The organism is Dyella sp. AtDHG13 (assembly GCF_003201105.1).
Classification (GTDB): Bacteria; Pseudomonadota; Gammaproteobacteria; order Xanthomonadales; family Rhodanobacteraceae; genus Dyella; species Dyella jiangningensis_B.
Genome location: NZ_QICJ01000008.1, coordinates 174,612 through 192,784, shown reverse-complemented (window position 1 = coordinate 192,784; position 18,173 = coordinate 174,612). Strand labels below are relative to the sequence as shown.

Here is an 18,173-nt window from a genome sequence, read left to right as displayed (position 1 = left end):
AAAGCCTCGCCATCGACTACTTCCGGCACATTCGCCGGCGCGCGTTTGCGTGCATAAAGGGCGTGGGAGCGGCTGCGCGGTAGCGCTCCGCTCACAGGGCACGGGCAGGGGCGCGCTATCTCGATGGTCGACACGCCATGAATTTCTTCGCGCCATTGATACGTCGCCCCATCGGTGCCTCGGTACTGGCGCTGGGGCTCGCGCTGGCGGGCTTCTGGGCGTATCTGCTGCTGGGCGTGGCCGCGCTGCCGTCGCTGGAATTTCCGGGCATGGTGGTCTACACCGAGCTGCCCGGCGCCAACGCGCAAACCATGGCGGCGACGGTCGCAGCGCCGCTGGAACGCCACCTGGGACGCATCCCCGGCATCAAGGAGATGCATTCGGAGAGCAATGACGGCTCGACCTCGGTGCGCATCATCTTCAACTTCGGCAACAACACCGACAAGGTCGCGCGCGACGTGCAGGCCGCCATCAACGCGAGCATGGCCGACCTGCCGCCGGGCATTCCCATTCCGCCGCGCTACTACAAGTTCAACACCGCCAACATTCCCGTCCTGCTGCTGTCGCTCACCTCCAACACGCTGCCGCCGGACAAGCTCTACGACCTGGCCGACACGCTGCTCAATCCCGCCATCTCGCAGATTCCCGGCGTGGCGCAGGTGCGCGTGATCGGCGGCCGGCCGAAGGCGGTGCGCGTGGAACTCAACACGGCGGCGCTGGCGGCCAAGGGCCTGACCGCCAACGACGTGGCGAACGTGCTGCGCGCGGCCAACGTCACGTCGCCGGAGGGCGCGCTGAGCGACGGCCGCACGCAGATGACGGTGGCGGCCACCGACGCGCTGAGCACGCCGCAGGAGTTCGGCAACCTGCTGATCGCCGTGCAGAAGGGCGCGCCGGTGCGGCTGGCGGACCTGGCCAAGGTCACCACGGGCCAGCAGGACGAATACCAGGCGGCGTGGTTCAACGATCACCGCGCCGTGGCCATCCGCATCAGCAAACGCCCCGAAGCGAACGCCGTGGCCACCGCCGACGCGGTGCGCGCCAAGCTGCCGCAGATGCGCGCGTGGCTGCCGGCGGACCTGCAGATCACGCCGATCTTCGACCTTACCCAGACCACCAAGTCCGCGTTGCACGAAGTGGAAGTGGCCCTGCTGCTTAGCGTGCTGCTGGTGGCGGCGGTGATGCTGGTGTTCCTTCGCCGGGTCGGGCCCACGCTGATCGCCATGCTGAGCGTGCCGCTGTCGCTGGCGGGCGCATTCACCGTGATGTGGATGCTGGGCTTCACGCTCAACACGCTGTCGCTGGTGGCGCTGGTGCTGTGCATCGGCTTCGTGGTGGATGACGCCATCGTGGTGATCGAGAACATCGTGCGCCACATGGAGCACGGCTCGCCGCCACTGCAGGCCTCGCTCGATGGCGTGAAGGAGATCGGCTTCACCGTGGTGTCGATCACGCTGTCGCTGATCGCGGTGTTCGCGCCGCTGCTGTTCGGCAACAACCAATTCACCATGCTGCTGCGCGAGTTCTCGGTGACACTGACGGCGGCGGTGGTGATCTCCGCCGTGATCTCGCTCACCCTGACGCCGGCGTTGTGCGGCCGCTTCCTGACGCTGGAGAACGCGGGCGACCGCACGCCCAACCGCATGGAGCGGGCGCTGGCGCGCTTCGACCGCGGCCTGCACCACGTGTACGAGCGCGCGCTGGACTGGGCCATGCGCCATCGGCGATTGATGCGCTGGCAGCCGCTCATCCTGCTCACCCTGACCGTCGGCATGGCCGTCGCCGTGGTGAAGCTGTATGGCTTCGACTTCATGCCGAAGGAGGACATCGGCATGATCCAGGGCGACGTGCGCGCCGACACCAACATCTCGCCTACCTTGATGGCCGAGCGCGCGAAGAAGGCGGCGGCGATCATGGTCGCGGACCCCGCCGTGCGCGACGTCACCACCTTTCTCGGCAGCGACAACGCCGGCGGCGCGGTGGGCAACCAGGCGACCATGTTCGTGGATCTCAAACCCAAGGGGCACGGGCCAGGCATGCGCGCCGAATCGGTCAAGGACATCATCACCCGATTGAACAAGGCGTATGAGAAGCTGCCCGAGCTGCACGTCGCGCTCAATTCCATCGGCTTCTTCAACGACAACGACAACACCAACCGGGGCAGCCAAAGCTTCCAGCTGATCAGCAGCGACAACATCGACCTGCAACCGTGGGCGTACAAGGTCACGCAGCTGATGCGTCAGCACAAGGAGTTCCGCGACGTCAGCAGCGACTACGACGATGTGGACAAGCAGCAGATGCTCACCGTCGACCGGCTCGCGGCCGGGCGTCTGCACCTGAGCATGGGCAACATCGACTCGGCGCTGTACAACGCGTTCGGCCAGCGGCAGGTGTCGATCATCTACTTCAACATCAACCAGTACTGGGTGGTGCTGACATCGTCCGCCGAGCGTTCGCTGAGCCCGGACACCTTGCTCAACACCTACGTCCGCAGCGACACCGGCAGCATGGTGCCGCTGTCGGCGGTGGCGCGCATTTCGCCGGCCGTCACGCCATCGTTCGTGATCCACACCAACCAGCTCGAAGCGACGCAGATCTACTACAACATCGAGCAGGGCATGACGCAGGACAAGGCGACGGCGCTGATCAACCGCATCGTGGACGACGCCCGCCTGCCCGCCGGTGTCCAGCTCGGCTACTCCGGCGAGGCCAAGAACCTGGAGGAGACGCGCTCGAACGCCAACGTGCTCCTGCTGGGCTCCATCCTCGCCATGTACATCGTGCTCGGCATCCTGTACGAGAGCCTGGGCCATCCGCTGACGATTCTCTCGACCCTGCCGGCCGCCGGCGCCGGCGCCTTCCTGGCCATGCTGGTCACGGGCACACCGATGTCGCTGATGGCGATCATCGCCATCCTGATGCTGATCGGCATCGTGAAGAAGAACGCGATCCTGATGGTGGACTTCGCCCTGGTGGCGCAACGCGAACACGGCCGCTCGCCGCCGGACGCCATCCGCGAGGCCGCGCTGGTGCGCTTCCGCCCGATCACCATGACTACCCTGGTGGCGATGGGCGCGGCGCTGCCGCTGGCCATCGGTTTCGGCATCGGCTCGGAACTGCGCCAGCCGCTGGGCGTGGCCATCGTGGGCGGCCTGCTGGTGTCGCAGCTACTGACCCTGCTGAGCACGCCGGCGATCTACCTGTGGAACGACGATCGCAAGCAACGCAAGGAGGCGAGACGGGCGCGGCGCGCGGCGAAGCGGGCGCTGAAGGCCCAGCCGGCGGCGGGCTAACCGCCCCAAGCGCGTCATCCTCGTCCCATTTTTCGCCCCCTGCCTTTCGGCACGGACCGACTTCAGGCACATTCGCCTTTCCCGCCCCCACAGGCATAAAGAGCAGCATGTCTGGGCCTTTCGCCTTGCTTGCGTGAACGTGTGCCCGCGCTGATGGTCTGCCTGGGTGACGGGCGCGCGCAGCCCTAACCGGTATGGAAACCCGAGTGAATATTTTCGCCCCCCTGATCCGCCGACCCGTGGGCACCTCGCTGCTGGCCTTGGGCCTGCTTTTGGCGGGTGTCTTCGCGTACCGCCTGCTGGGCGTGGCGGCGCTGCCGTCGCTGGAATTCCCCGGCGTGTACATCGTGGCGCAGATGCCGGGGGCGAGCGCGCAGACCATGGCGTCCACCGTGCTGGCGCCGCTGGAGCGCCATGTCGGCCGCATTCCCGGCATCGACGACATGTACGGCAACGCGGCGGAGGGCACGGCCTCGATCCAGGTGCGCTTCACCTTCGACCGCACGGCCGACCAGGCGGCGCGCGACGTGCAGGCCGCCATCAACGCGGCGCAGGCGGATTTGCCGGTGCTGCCCACGCCGCCGCAGTACTTCAAGTTCGACACCTCGCAGATTCCCATCCTGCTGGTCTCGCTCACCTCGACCGGGCTTCCGCAGGACAAGCTGTACGACCTGACCGATACGCTGCTCAAGCCCGCCGTGGCGCAGATCCCCGGCGTGGCGCAGGTGCAGGTGTTCGGCGGCACGCCGCACGCGGTGCGCGTGGAGCTGGACATCAATGCGCTGGCGGCCAAGGGGCTTACCGCCAACGACGTCAGCAATGCGCTGATCGCGGCCAACGTGACCTCGCCGCAGGGCGTGCTCACCGACGGCCGCACGCAGATGACGGTGACGGCCAACGACGGCCTGCGCGAGGCCGCCGATTTCGCCAACGTGCTCGTGGCCACCCGCCACGGCGCGCCCGTGCGGCTGTCGGACGTGGCCAAGGTGTACAGCGGCCAGCAGGACATCTACCAGGGCGCGTGGTTCAACGCGCAGTCCACGGTGGCGATGCAGATCAGCAAGCGCCCCGAGGCGAATGCGGTGGAGACGGTGGACGAGATCCGCCGCCGCCTGCCGGAGTTCCGCCAGTGGCTGCCGGCCGACGTGCAGATCACGCCGATCTTCGACCTCACCACCACCACCAAGTCCGCGTTGCATGAAGTGGAAGTGGCGCTGCTGATCAGTATCGCCATGGTGGTGCTGGTGATGCTGGTGTTCCTGCGCCGCCTGCGCCCCACGCTGATCGCCTCGCTGAGCGTGCCGCTGTCGCTGGCCGGCGCCTTCGTGGTGATGCTGGCGCTGGGCTACACGCTCAACACGCTGTCGCTGGTGGCGCTGGTGCTGTGCATCGGCTTCGTGGTGGACGACGCCATCGTGGTGATCGAGAACATCGTGCGCCACATGGAACACGGCGAGCCGCCACTGCAGGCCGCCCTGATGGGCGTGCGCGAGATCGGCTTCACCGTGGTGTCGATCACCCTGTCGCTGGTGGCGGTGTTCGCGCCGCTGCTGTTCGGCAACAACATGCTGATCAAGCTGCTGCGCGAGTTCTCGGTGACGCTGGCGGTGGCGGTGGTGATCTCGGCCATCGTGTCGCTCACGCTGACGCCGGCGCTGTGCGGCAAGTTCCTCAAGCACGAGGAGCCGGGCGAGCGCACGCCGGGCCGCGTGGAGCAGGCGCTGGAGCGCTTCGACAAGGGCGTGCAGCGCGTGTACGAGCGCGGCCTGGACTGGGCCATGCGCCATCGCCGGCTGATGCGCTGGCAGCCGATCATCCTGCTGCTGGCCACCTTCGCGCTGGGCGCCGCCGTGGTGGCGACCGCCGGCGGTAACTTCATGCCCGAGGAAGACATCGGCATGATCCAGGGCGACATCCGCGCGGACGCCAACATCTCGCCCACGCTGATGGCGACGCAGGCGCAGAAGGCCGCCGACATCATGAAGAAGGACCCGGCCGTGCTCGACGTGCTCACCACGCTGGGCGGCAACGACGGCACCGGCGCGGTGGGCAACTCCGGCAGCATGTTCGTAGACCTCAAGCCCAAGGGCAGCGGCCCCAACGATCGCCACGACAGCGCCAAGGTGGTGATGGAGCGCCTCGCCAAGCAGTACGACCAGCTTCCCGGCATCCGCGTGTCGCTGAGCCTGGTGCAGTTCCTCGGCGGCGGCGGCAGCGGCGACAAGGGCGGCGCCTACGAATTCCAGCTCATCGGCAGCAACGGCGAAGACCTGCAGCCGTGGACGCTGAAGATGGTGCAGCAGATGCGCAAGATGAAGGAGTTCCGCGACGTCGGCAGCAACTTCGACCTGGTCGGCAAGCAGCAGAAGCTGAAGGTGGACCGCAACGCCGCCAGCCGCCTGGGCGTGACCATGGGCGACGTGGACACCGCGCTGTTCAACTCGTTCGGCCAGCGGCAGGTGTCGATCATCTACTCGGACATCAACCAGTACTGGGTGGTGCTGACCTCCAGCTCCGCCACCTCGCTGAGCCCCGAGACCCTGCTCAACGTGCGCGTGCGCAACGCGAAGGCGGAAATGATCCCGCTGTCCGCCATCGCGCATATCGAGCCCAACATGAGCCCGATGCGCATCCGCCACCACAACCAGCTGGAAGCCTCGACCATCACCTACAACCTGGCCAAGGACGTGTCGCAGGACGTGGGCACGCGCCTGGTGAGCAACGCTGCGATCCTCGCGGGCCTGCCCGAAGGCGTGCGCGTGGAATGGACCGGCCAGAACCAGCGCCTGCAGCAGGCCAAGAGCAACGGCATGGTGCTGCTCATCGGCGCCATCGTGGCGATGTACATCGTGCTCGGCATCCTCTACGAAAGCCTGGGCCACCCGCTGACCATCCTTTCCACCCTGCCGGCCGCAGGCATGGGCGCCTTCCTCGCCATGCTGGTGACGCAGACACAGCTCACCCTGATGGCGATCATCGCGATCCTGATGCTGATCGGCATCGTGAAGAAAAACGCGATCCTGATGGTGGACTTCGCCCTCGTCGCGCAACGCGAACGCGGCCTGTCGCCACCCGACGCGATCAAGGAAGCCGCCCTGGTGCGCTTCCGCCCGATCACGATGACCACCCTCGTGGCGATGGGCGCGGCGCTGCCGCTGGCCATCGGCTTCGGCGTGGGCTCGGAAATGCGCCAGCCGCTGGGCGTAGCCATCGTGGGTGGCCTGCTGGTGTCGCAGCTGCTGACCTTGCTGAGCACGCCGGCGATCTATCTGTGGAATTACGATCGCAAGATCCGCAAGGAGAAACGTCGCGAGAAGAAAGCGGCGAAGCGCGCGTTGAAGGCGCAGATGGCGGCGGGGTGAGGGTTGGTTTTTCTCGCTCTTGTTGGACGCGGGGCGGTGCTGTCTTTATGGCGCATTGCCAACTTTACGATGGTGAGTGCGGCCTTGCCTCGCTGTTTTGTTCTTTAGCCGTCATTAGCGCATCACTTGTGCTCTGAAGCAGGCGCTCAGCGCCTGCCACGACGCAATGTGCCGCGCAGCGGCACGAGCCGTCGGCTCGATGCTCTTGATCTACGGGTCCCCGTATGAGGCGGCGGGCGGGTGGAGGAATAGCCCGCAGGGTGGCTCGCAAGGATGCGAGCCAGTTTGTCGTCAGGGCAGGATGCCCTGTCGACAAACCCCGCAACCCGTCCGCGAACCTATCGGGCTTCAGCCCGATAGGCGCCGATTCCGGGCGGCCCTTCTCTTTGGTTACTTTCTCTTGGGCAAGCAAGAGAAAGTGACCCGGCCTCCGGCAGGAGGTCGGAACGCCCGCCGCGCAGGCGGCCAGGTTGCGGGAACGCTGAAAAGAGCCGATCAACCTTTACGCGACAACCCAGCGCAAAGTCACTGGATTCCTGCCTTCGCAGGAATGACGGCTAAAGAATGAAACGGCGAGGCAAGTGACCCAAACCACCACGAAGCACCATGCCCCAGCCCTCCAAACCGCGCAAAGAGAGCAGAACAAAGCCTCACGCAAAACACCCGCCAAATCCATTTAGCCATCCAAACAACAACGGCCCCAAAGGGCCGTCATCGTATCCATCACTAGCCACACGCCTCAGGGATTGAACGCAAACCCCACCAGCGCCATCGTCTCGCCTCGATTGGACCCCTTGATCCCCGCGTTGGACGCATGGCGAATCTGGAAAGTCCAGTGCTCGCCAGCCCAGCCCACGGAGTTGACGAACTCGCCGCCGCTGCTCAAAGCCAAGGTGCGTCCGGCCTGGACAGCGATTTCCGTGTTCCAGAACAGGTGGTGATACCAGTCGTCGGCGCCGCCGTAGCGGATACGGAAACCGCCGCCGCCCAGCCACACGTCATCGGACACGGCGTTGCCGTAGCGCGCGACGTTGCGGCCGTTGATGAAACCCAGCGAGGCCATCGGCGCCCAGGTGATGCGGCTGTTGCCGAGGTTGTGCTCGCCCCAGATGGCTTCGATCCAGGCGGTATTGGTCCAGTAGCCGTCGGAGTAGCTTCGGCCGCCGTTGATTTCGATGCGCGGGTCGGCCACGGCCGAGGCGGAAACAGCTATCAGTGCGAACGCTGCGGCACTGCGCAGGAGGGAAGATCGCATGGCAGTTCTTCTTTTTTGCTTGGGGAGGGATTTATGCACCGCCTAGTATAATTACTTAACTGGACCGACCGGTACTGGAAATAGGTCGAATCGAGGCAACAGTGCGTTGCCTGGGCGGCACAAGTGCGCGGGGGGTCCTTTTTTGCGCACGGCAACAGTCTGTCTCGGCCCGTGTGAAATACGTGCCGAAATCACCGTAAAACTACGGCAAGGGCTGACGTGGGGCTTGCGAAATCCCGTTTTTCTGCAAAAAGCGCTGTTGCGCTTCGCCTTACATGAGCACGCCGTCGACCGGCTGCAGCGGCGCCGGCAGGTCGTGCTCGCCCAGGAGTTCGCCAAGGCCGATCTCGATGGTGCGGCACATGGCGTCGAGCGGCAGGTCGTTGGGCAGGCGGTCGAACGGGTTCTCGATCTGGTCGCCCAGCGCATCGAGCCCGAAGAAGGTGTAGGACAGCACGCCCACCATCAGCGGCGTCACCCAGCCCACGCTGCCGATCAGGCAGAACGGCAGCAGCAGGCAGTAGATGTAGACGGTGCGATGGAGTAGCAGGATGTAGGCGAACGGAATCGGCGTCCCCTGGATGCGCTCGCAGCCGCCTAGCACGTACGAGGCGCGCGTCACCTGCGCATCGATGCTGGCCAGCAGGATGGCATCCAGCCGGCCGTCGCGATGCAGCTGCGCGTAGCCCTGCGCGATCAGCCCGAGCAGCAGGTTCGGCGGATTGGGACGGCCCGCGAGCGCCGCCTGGTCCTCCGCCGTGAGCCAACGCGAGACCTCGTCGCCGGGCGGCGTGCCGCGCAGGTGATGGCGCAGCGCGTGGGCGAAGGCGATCAGGCGGTGCACCATCCGTTCGCGCTCCTGCACACTGAGGCCCTCGGGCAGGCTCATGGTCTGGCGGGCAAGGTTGCGCAGCACGATCAGCAGCTCGCCCCACAGGGTTCGCGCATCCCACCAGCGCTGGTAGGCCACGGTGTTGCGAAAGCCCAGGAAGATCGCCAGCGTCAGCCCCATCAGGGTGGGCGGAATGGCGCCCAGTTCCACGCCGGTGCGCGGCAGGTGCCGTTCCACCGCCACCACGGCGACGGACAGCAGCATCATGCCGAGCACGCGCTTCCAGATCACCGGAATGATCGAGCCGCGCAGGGTGAACAGCATCAGCCGGAGCGAGCGTTGCGGCGGGTGGATGACCATGGGGCACGCTTTGCGGAAAGTGGGCAAATGGTAGCGCGCGGCCTGGGACCGGCGGCGCCTGTTGACCTTGGCGCCCTGCCGGCGCACACTGCGCGCCCTGTTTATACCCGGATAAAACAATGCCGATGGCCGATACGCCTGCCTGCATCGCCTTCGATGGCCACCGTCGCATCGCATCGGGTTCGCTGAGCGAGGTAGCGCTGGCGGTCAAGCGCGCGGTCGATGCCGGTGCCGCGGGACCGGTGCTGGTCTTCGACGAGCTCAGTAGCCGACCGGTGGAACTGGACCTGCGCGGCGCGCCGGACGACGTGCTCGCCCGCCTGCCCAAGCCATCGACGGACGAGGAACCCGCGCCGCGCGGCCCCGGCCGTCCGCGCCTTGGCGTGATCGCGCGCGAGGTCACCTTGCTGCCACGGCACTGGGACTGGCTGGCCGAACAGCCGGGCGGCGCCTCGGCGACCTTGCGGCGCCTGGTGGAGGAAGCGCGTCGCAGCCATCGCGAGCGCGATGCCGTGCGCCTGGCGGGCGAGGCGGTCGATCGCTTCATGAGCGCGATGACGGGTAACCTGGCCCATCACGAAGAAGCATCGCGCGCGTTCTGGCGCAAGGAGCGCGAGCGTTTCCATCAATTGACGGATGCATGGCCCGCCGATGTGCGCGAGCATGTGCGTCGGCTCGCGGCGCGCGCATGGCAGGCCGCCGTCGCGGGCGACTGATTCCCCCTTTCCCCTTTCGCGGAACTCTTTCGATGTCATCCATTGCTGCAAGGCAGCCGCTGCTTACCGAAGGACCGATCGCGCGCACGCTGCTGATGTTCGCCCTGCCCATCCTGGGCAGCACGGTGCTGCAGTCGCTCAACGGCTCGGTCAACGCCATGTGGATCGGCCACTACCTGGGCGAAGCGGCGCTCACGGCGGTGAGCAACGCCAACCTGATCCTGTTCCTGCTGCTCGGCGCGGTGTTCGGCCTGAGCATGGCGTGCACCATCCTGATCGGCCAGAGCCTGGGCGCGCGCAACATGCTGGAGGCCAAGCGCGTGGTGGGCACCGGCGTGACGTTCTTCGTGTCGGTATCGGTGCTGGTGGCGATCGGCGGCTATGTCGGCACGCCGTGGATGCTGCGCGCGCTCAACACGCCGGCCGATGCGCAGGCCTTCGCGGTGCCGTACCTGCGCATCATCTTCGTCGCCGTGCCGTCGATGTTCTTCTACAACTTCCTGATGATGACGCTGCGCGGCGCGGGCGATTCGCGCACGCCGTTCGTGTTCATGGCGTTGTCGGTGCTGATGGACATCGTGTTCAACCCCTTGCTGATCTTCGGCGTGGGGCCGTTTCCGCGCCTGGGCATTGCCGGCTCGGCGACCTCCACGCTGATCGCGCAGACCATCGCGCTGTTCGCCCTGGTGTTCACGCTGTACCGGCGCAAGCACTTCCTGCGCCTGACCCGCCACGAGCTCGGCTATCTGCGGCCGGATCGGGAAATCCTGCGTTCGCTGGTGGTGAAGGGCCTGCCGATGGGCCTGCAGATGATCGTGATCTCCAGCTCCGCCATGATCATGATCCACATGGTGAACGAGTACGGCTCCAAGACCACCGCGGCTTACGGCGCCGCCACGCAGTTGTGGACCTATGTGCAGATGCCGGCGATGGCGATCGGCGCGGCGGTGTCCTCCATGGCGGCGCAGAACGTGGGCGCCCGGCTGTGGGATCGCGTGAGCCGCATCACGCGCGTGGGCGTGCTCTACAACTTCCTGCTCAGCGGTTGCCTGATCGGGGTGATCTACCTGTTCAATCACGCGGCGCTGGGGCTGTTCCTGCCCAACGACGCGCAGGCGCTGACGCTGGCCGAGCACCTCAACAGCATCGCGGTGTGGTCTTTCATGTTCTTCGGCGTCACCTTCGTGCTGTTCGGCGTGGTGCGTTCCACCGGCGCGGTGGTGCCGCCGCTGGTGATCCTGTTCATCTCGATGTGGCTGATCCGTCCGCCGTTCGCCGTGGCGCTGGCGCCGCATCTTGGCGCCGACTCCATCTGGTGGAGTTTTCCGCTGGGCTCGCTCGCCTCGATGCTGATGGCCATGGGCTACTACAAGTGGGGCGGCTGGCGCCGCGCACGCATGCTCGCCACGCCCATCGAGAAAGCAGGGCAGGACGACGTGGCCGCCGTCGCCGGCCAGCAGGCACCCACCACCGGTCAGGGCGTTCCGGCCTCCGCGGAGTGAGCGACCTCGCCCTTCGCGCCAGCGTGCGCGCGGGGTGAGCGGCCCTTCACGCTTTGCCACGCGACTGTCATCCGGCCTGCCTAAGGTCGCCGGATGACTCGCACCAACGCTTCACGCCGCCAGTTCCTGCGTGGCCTGCTCGATATGGCCGGCGCGGCCACGGCGATGGAATTGGGCCTGCTGGCATGGCCCGCGCCCGCCATCGGCAACGAGAAGATGCCGCGCATGGCCATGCCGCCGCTCGCCGCGCCCAAGGTGCCACTGGTGAATCCGGTAACGCTGGCGCGCTTCGTGGATCCCTTGCCATTGCCCGCCGTGGCCAAGCCGGTGGGCCAGCACAGCGACCCCGCGCATCCTGGCCGACAGTTGCCGCTGTACCGGATGGAGATGCGCGCGTTCAAGGCGAAGCTGCATCGCGACCTGCCGCCAACGCCGCTATGGGGCTATAACGGCGCGTTTCCCGGCCCCACCATCGTCGCCAGGCGCAACGAAACACTGCTGATCGAATGGGCGAACGCGCTGCCGACGAAACACTTCCTGCCGATCGACCACAACATCCACGGCGCCGAGCGCGACAAGCCGGAAGTGCGCACCGTGGCGCACGTGCACGGCGCGCGCGTGGCGGCATCGAGCGATGGCTATCCGGAGGACTGGTTCGAGCCCGGCCGTTCGGCCGTCAGCCGTTATCCCAACGCGCAGGATGCGGCCACGCTGTGGTATCACGACCACGCCATGGGCATCACGCGCTTGAACATCTACGCCGGCCTGCTCGGGGCGTACCTGATCGAGGACGATGCGGAGCGCGCGCTCAACCTGCCCACGGGCGAATGCGATCTGCCGCTGATCCTGTGCGACCGGCTGATCGCGACGGACGGGCAGCTGTATTACCCCGTGTCCGACGATCCGGATGCGCCGTGGGTGTCCGAATGCCAGGGCAACGCCATCCTGTGCAACGGCAAGCTGTATCCCTACCTGGAGGTGGAGCCGCGCCGCTATCGCCTGCGCCTGATCAACGCCGCCAACACGCGCTTCTATGCGCTGTCGTTGTCCGACGGTTTGAGCTTCCAGCAGATCGCCAGCGACCAGGGGTTGCTCGCCGCGCCGCTTACGCGCCCGCACGTCACGCTGTATCCGGCCGAGCGTGCTGACGTGATCATCGATTTCTCCGGCATGGACGGCAAGCAGGTGCAGCTGCGCCAGCAGGCGGAAGCCATCATGGCATTCCGCGTGCGCGATCGCGGCCGCAAGGACACCAGCGTGGTGCCGGCCACCTTGCGCACCATCGAGCGCATCGCCGCGGCCAGCGCCGTGCGCGAACGCGTGCTCACGCTGGGCGAACAGGACGACGCCGGCGGCAGCCCGATGATGATGATGCTCGGCGGCAAGCACTGGTCGGCGCCCGTTACCGAAGATCCGCGGCAGGACAGCACGGAAATCTGGAGCATGGTGAACCTCACCGGCGATGCGCATCCGATGCATCTGCACCTGGTGCGCTTCCAGGTGCTCGATCGCCGGCCGTTCGACCTGTTCGCGTGGAACGAGAGCAAGACGCTGAAGTACACCGGGCCCGCGATACCGCCGGACCCTGAAGAGATGGGTTGGAAGGACACCGTGCGTGCCGACCCCGGCATGGTCACGCGCATCATCGCGCGCTTCGAGGGCGAGCCCGGCCGCTACGTGTGGCACTGCCATCTGCTGGAGCACGAAGACAACGAGATGATGCGGCCGTTCCAGCTGCTGCCGGCGTGAGGCCGCGTGCGCGCCGTCGCGCGAGCGTGCGATATCGCACACTTCCGCACCCTCTTCCTGCATCGATGCAAAAGCAATTTCTTGCCGACAGGGCGAACGCGTCGCGCGCACCGCACGCGTTGATCGCGTAGCCACAGGCTTTGCGCTGCATGCAGGCGCGCAAGGATTTGCGGCGTCTTGGCACTGTCATCTAGCGCGTCATCGCTGTCGCAAAAGCGCCAAGGGTCCGTCATCTGCGCGGACCAGACTCGCCGCCGGCCGCGCCCCTCCACGTTGCGAACAGGCGCCGGTCAATCAGGGGGACCACTCACGCAGCCCTTCCCAGGGATCGCTGCAGGAGAACGAAGTCATGTCCATGACGCACGTCCGCAAGCGCTTGTTGCCGCTTGCCCTTGGTACGCTTGCCGTCGGCCTGGCCGGCGTGGTGAGCGCCCAGAGCAATTCCACTCCGACTGCCACCGCGGCTGCACAGGCTCCCGCGAGCGGCGTCACCGTGCTGCACACGCCGGGCCGCGACGGCGACGATCGCAGCGATCGCACCCGCACGCCCATCAAGCACGTGATCCTGCTGATCGGCGAGAACCGCACGTTCGACCATGTGTTCGCCACGTACACGCCGCCGAAGGGCCAGAGCGTGCACAACCTGCTGTCCGAAGGCATCGTCAACGCCGACGGCACGCCGGGCCCGAACGTCGCGGCCGCCAGGCAGTGGCAGGCCAGCAGCACCGGCAAGTTCGCGCTGGCGCCCACGCACACCACCGCCTACACCTCGCTGCCGCGCATGAACACCGGCGGCGCGCCCACGCAGGCGCCGTTCGCCTCGGCCGCGCAGGCGCAGGCCATCGAGCCTGCCCTGCCGGCCAGCGCCTACAGCGAGCTCGCCGCCGGCGGCACCGGCCTGCCCAACGACGTGGTGGACACGCGCTTCCCGTCGGTGCTGGCCAATGCGCCGGTCGACATGCATGCATCGATCAGCTACGACGACTACGCCAACAGCCCGGTGCACCGCTTCTTCCAGATGTGGCAGCAGATGGACTGCGACGCCAGCGCCGCTACCGAGAAGAACCCCAGCGGTTGCCGCATGGACCTGTTCCCGTGGGTGGAAACCACCGTGGGCGCGGGCACCAACGGCAAGGCGCAGCCGGCCGGCTTCGACGACCAGACCACGGGCGAAGGCTCGACCGCGATGCAGTTCCTCAACATCGCCAAGGGCGACGCGCCGTACTTCGCGGAGCTGGCCCGCACCTACACGCTGAGCGACAACTTCCACCAGTCGGTGATGGGCGGCACGGGCGCCAACCACATCATGCTGGGCTTCGGCGACCTGATCTACTACGCCGATGCCAACGGCGAACCGGCCACACCGCCGTCGAACCAGATCGAAAATCCCGACGCGCAGCCTGGCACCAACAACTGGTACGTGCAGGACGGCTACAGCGGCGGCTCCTACGTGAACTGCGCCGATGACACACAGCCCGGCGTGGGCGCCGTGAAGGATTACCTCAAGTCTCTGCCGTACCACACCTTCCACGGCACCGACTGCAAGAAGAACGCGTACTACCTGGTGAACAACTACAACCCGGGCTACCTGGGCGACGGCACGCCGGCGCCGCTGGGCGCCAACCAGTTCACCATCCCGCCGACGCGCCAGGACAACCTCGCGCTGCTGCTCACCCGCCACCACGTGTCGTGGAAGTACTACGGCGAAGGCTATGCGGGCGGCAAGGAGAACGGCGAGGCCGGCACGTTCTGCAACATCTGCGATCCGTTCCTGTACTCCACGCAGGTCATGACCAATCCGAAGCTGCGCGCGAACAACCAGGACATCACCGACCTGTACAACGACATCCAGAACGACACGCTGCCGGCGGTGTCCATCGCCAAGCCGGACGGCATCCTGGACGGCCATCCGGCCTCGTCCAAGCTGGATCTGTTCGAAGGCTACGTGAAGAAGATCGTGGACATGGCCAAGGCCAACCCGAAGGTGTGGAACGACACCGTGATCATGGTGACCTTCGACGAAGGCGGCGGCTACTACGATTCGGGCTACGTGCAGCCGGTGGACTTCTTCGGCGACGGCACGCGCATCCCGCTGCTGGTGGTGTCGCGCTTCTCCGAAGGCGGCCGCGTGGTGCACACCTACTACGACCACGTGTCCTTCGACAAATTCGTGGAAGCCAACTGGGGCCTGCACGAAACCATCTCCAGCCGCAGCCGCGACAACCTGCCCAACCCGGTGTCGCTGCCCAACAACCCGTATGTGCCGCTCAACGCGCCGGCCATCGGCAACCTGATGAACATGTTCGACTTCGACCGCGACGGCCACGGCCACAGCTACGCAGCAGCTGAAACACAGGACTGATCCAATAGCAGGGATCGAACCCCGCCCATGCAGGGCGGGGTTCTTGCTGTGTCGGGAATCGTCGCCGCCCATGAAAACGAACCATCCATCCGCTTCGGGAGGCCGCGGCCACGCCGTGGCCCGTGCGCTCGCCGTGCTGGTGCTGCTGGGCGCCGCCTTCGTCGGCGAGCCCGGCCACGCCGACCCCGGCGATTTCCAGGCCATGCCCGGCCTGTGGAAGATCGTCACCCGCGTGTTCGAGCACGGCAAGGAAGGCCCGCCGCAGGTGGCCTGGCATTGCGTGGACGAAGGCCCGGACCCGTGGCCCGAGTTCGCCCAGCTGCCCGTGCCGGGCTACACGCAATGCGAGCGCGCCGATCCGCATCGCAGCAGCACGGCACTGAGCTGGACGCTGCAATGCCAGGGCCTGACGGATGCGGCGCGAGGCAGGGTGAAGTTCGACTCGGCGGAGCATTACACCGCCGGCATCAGCATCAAGGGCCAGGACGTGGTGCAGGTGGAAGGGCGCCGCTATGCGGCGTGCACGAGTCCGAAGGACTGAGGTTCTCTCCCTGGCGCCGGCATGTAGCGCGCAGCAGGCAATGACTTCTGGCGTATGAAACCGACGGACACCGGTGCCTAAGCTGGCGCATCGCGCCCCCGCGCCCCTCCCGAGGTTCCCTCTACATGCGCAAGCTTTCCCTCGCCGTGGCCCTGGCCACGCTGCTGCTCGGCACGGCCGTCCACGCCGCCGACAAGAAAGACAAGAACGACAAGCCCGAGGACAAGCCCGATGCCGCGCTGCTCAAGCCGCAGTCGTCGGAGACCTCGGGCACGGTGAAGGTGGAAGGCAAGAGCGTCGACTACAAGGCCGTGGCCGGGACGCTGGTGCTGCACGGCACGGGCGACAAGGAGAACGAGCCGCAGGTCAGCATGTTCTACACCGCGTACCTCAAGAAGGGCGTGGAACCGGGCAAGCGGCCGATCACCTTCATCTACAACGGCGGCCCGGGCTCGGCGACGGTGTGGCTGCACATGGGCGCGTTCGGGCCCAAGCGCGTGGTGACCAGCGACGATTCGCACACGCCGGCCGCGCCGTACGGGCTGGTGAACAACGATTACAGCCTGCTCGATGCCTCGGACCTCGTGTTCATCGACGCGCCCGGCGCGGGTTTCAGCCGCCTGATCGCGGACGACGCCGACAAGGGCAAGCGCGAAGAGCAGATGAAGGACCGCAAGAAGGCCATCTACAGCGTCGATGGCGATGCCCACGCCTTCGCGCAGTTCATCACGCAGTTCCTGTCGAAATACAACCGCTGGAACTCGCCCAAATACCTGTTCGGCGAAAGCTACGGCACCACGCGCTCGGCCGTGGTGGCGAACATCCTGGAAAACGAGGACAGCGTCGATCTCAATGGCGTGATCCTGCTGTCGCAGATCCTCAACTTCGACACCAGCATCGACGGGCCAGGCAACAATCCCGGCGTGGACCTGCCGTACGTGGTGGGCCTGCCCACGTTCGCCGCCACGGCGTACTACCACCACAAGCTGCCGCAGCAGCCGGCGGACCAGGAAGCCTTCCTGCGCGAGGTGGAGCAGTACGCCATCGGTGAATACGCCTCGGCATTGATGCAGGGCTCGCGCCTGGATGCGTCGCGCAAGCAGGCGGTCGCGCAGAAGCTGCACCAGTACACCGGCCTGCCGGTGGCGTATCTGCTGAAGGCCAACCTGCGCGTCGACGGCGGCATGTTCGAGCACGAGCTGCAGGCGGATGGCGACATCACCACGGGACGCCTGGATACGCGCTTCTCCGGGCCATCGCTGGACCCGCTGAGCAAGTCGTCCGAGTACGATCCGCAGTCTTCGGCGATCAGCTCCGCCTACGTGGCCGCCTTCAACGACTACGTGCGCCGTCAGCTGAAGTTCGGCGAAGGGCAGACCTATCGCCTGTTCGCGGACATCGACCACTGGGATTTCGCGCACAAGGCGCCCGGCGCCACCGAGGCACTGCAGCAGTCGACCAACGTGATGCCCGACCTCGCCACCGCGATGAAGACCAACCCCGGCTTGCGCGTTTCGCTCAACGGCGGCTACTACGACCTGGCCACGCCCTACTTCGCGGCGGATTACGAGATGCACCACATGCCGATCCCGGCGAGCCTGGAGAAGAACATCTCCTACGCGTGGTATCCCTCGGGCCACATGGTGTACGCCCACGAGGATTCGCTGAAGAAGCTGCACGACAACGTGGCGCGCTTCATCGAAGACACAGACAACGTCGGCAAGCACTGATGAGCAAGGTGAAGGTGCGCCGGCCCCGGCGCGCCTTCACGCCTGCATGCCGCGGCCGGCGCTACGCTCGCGGGCCTCGCCAGCCGGAGGTTCCGTATGAGCACCGAAGCCGTCGCCAAGCGCCTGGTGGCCATGTGCCGCCACGGCCAGTTCGAGGAAGCACAGCACGAGCTGTACGCCAAGGACGCCGAGAGCATTGAGCCCGCCGCCATGGCGGAAGGCCCCCTGGGTAATGTGAAGGGCCTCGACGCCATCCTGGAGAAGGGCAAGCGCTTCCAGGCCAACGTGGTGCAGATGCACGGCCTGGAGGTCAGCGAACCGCTGATCGCCGGCAACTGGTTCAGCGTAGTGATGACCATGGACGTGACCATGAAGGAATACGGCCGCGTCACCATGACCGAGATCTGCGTGTACCACGTGAAGGACGACAAGATCGTCAGCGAGCAGTTCTTCTACGACGCCGGCGGTTGA

General features: G+C 66.4%; 11 protein-coding genes. 9 read left to right on the top strand and 2 right to left on the bottom strand.

Annotated features, from left to right (window positions below; translation table 11 throughout):
* Nucleotides 1-137 precede the first annotated feature (137 nt).
* Both BDW41_RS14700 and BDW41_RS14695 read left to right on the top strand, forming a co-directional pair.
* The gene (locus BDW41_RS14700; RefSeq protein WP_074549677.1) at nt 138-3,293 is read left to right on the top strand and encodes an efflux RND transporter permease subunit; all 3,156 of its coding nucleotides are present in this window, start codon (nt 138-140) and stop codon (nt 3,291-3,293) included.
* 206 nt (nt 3,294-3,499) lie between these two features.
* Nucleotides 3,500-6,655: an efflux RND transporter permease subunit gene (locus tag BDW41_RS14695; protein ID WP_074549675.1), complete on the top strand. Its 3,156-nt coding sequence runs from the start codon at nt 3,500-3,502 to the stop codon at nt 6,653-6,655.
* A 739-nt stretch (nt 6,656-7,394) separates the two neighbouring features.
* Here the strand turns inward: BDW41_RS14695 and BDW41_RS14690 are convergent.
* The gene (locus tag BDW41_RS14690) at nt 7,395-7,910 is read right to left on the bottom strand and encodes a lipid A 3-O-deacylase (protein ID WP_074549673.1); all 516 of its coding nucleotides are present in this window, start codon (nt 7,908-7,910) and stop codon (nt 7,395-7,397) included.
* Between the two features lie 271 nt (nt 7,911-8,181).
* Nucleotides 8,182-9,102: a bestrophin family ion channel gene (locus BDW41_RS14685; RefSeq protein WP_074549671.1), complete on the bottom strand. Its 921-nt coding sequence runs from the start codon at nt 9,100-9,102 to the stop codon at nt 8,182-8,184.
* Between the two features lie 119 nt (nt 9,103-9,221).
* Between BDW41_RS14685 and BDW41_RS14680 the strand changes: the two genes are divergently transcribed.
* From BDW41_RS14680 to BDW41_RS14650, 7 genes are all read left to right on the top strand, one after another.
* Complete coding sequence (locus BDW41_RS14680) at nt 9,222-9,818, top strand: DUF2239 family protein (RefSeq protein ID WP_074549669.1); 597 nt, start codon at nt 9,222-9,224, stop codon at nt 9,816-9,818.
* Between the two features lie 32 nt (nt 9,819-9,850).
* Nucleotides 9,851-11,320, top strand: a complete 1,470-nt coding sequence (locus BDW41_RS14675; protein WP_074549667.1) for an MATE family efflux transporter — start codon at nt 9,851-9,853, stop codon at nt 11,318-11,320.
* A gap of 93 nt (nt 11,321-11,413) precedes the next feature.
* A complete protein-coding gene (locus BDW41_RS14670; RefSeq protein WP_074549665.1) occupies nt 11,414-13,069 on the top strand; it encodes a multicopper oxidase domain-containing protein in 1,656 nt (551 codons plus the stop codon).
* Nucleotides 13,070-13,418: 349 nt separating this feature from the next.
* Nucleotides 13,419-15,431: an alkaline phosphatase family protein gene (locus BDW41_RS14665; protein WP_233496880.1), complete on the top strand. Its 2,013-nt coding sequence runs from the start codon at nt 13,419-13,421 to the stop codon at nt 15,429-15,431.
* A 70-nt stretch (nt 15,432-15,501) separates the two neighbouring features.
* Nucleotides 15,502-15,972, top strand: a complete 471-nt coding sequence (locus BDW41_RS14660) for a DUF3617 family protein (protein WP_074549663.1) — start codon at nt 15,502-15,504, stop codon at nt 15,970-15,972.
* Nucleotides 15,973-16,097: 125 nt separating this feature from the next.
* Nucleotides 16,098-17,702, top strand: a complete 1,605-nt coding sequence (locus BDW41_RS14655) for a peptidase S10 (RefSeq protein WP_074549661.1) — start codon at nt 16,098-16,100, stop codon at nt 17,700-17,702.
* A gap of 96 nt (nt 17,703-17,798) precedes the next feature.
* The gene (locus tag BDW41_RS14650) at nt 17,799-18,173 is read left to right on the top strand and encodes a nuclear transport factor 2 family protein (protein WP_074549659.1); all 375 of its coding nucleotides are present in this window, start codon (nt 17,799-17,801) and stop codon (nt 18,171-18,173) included.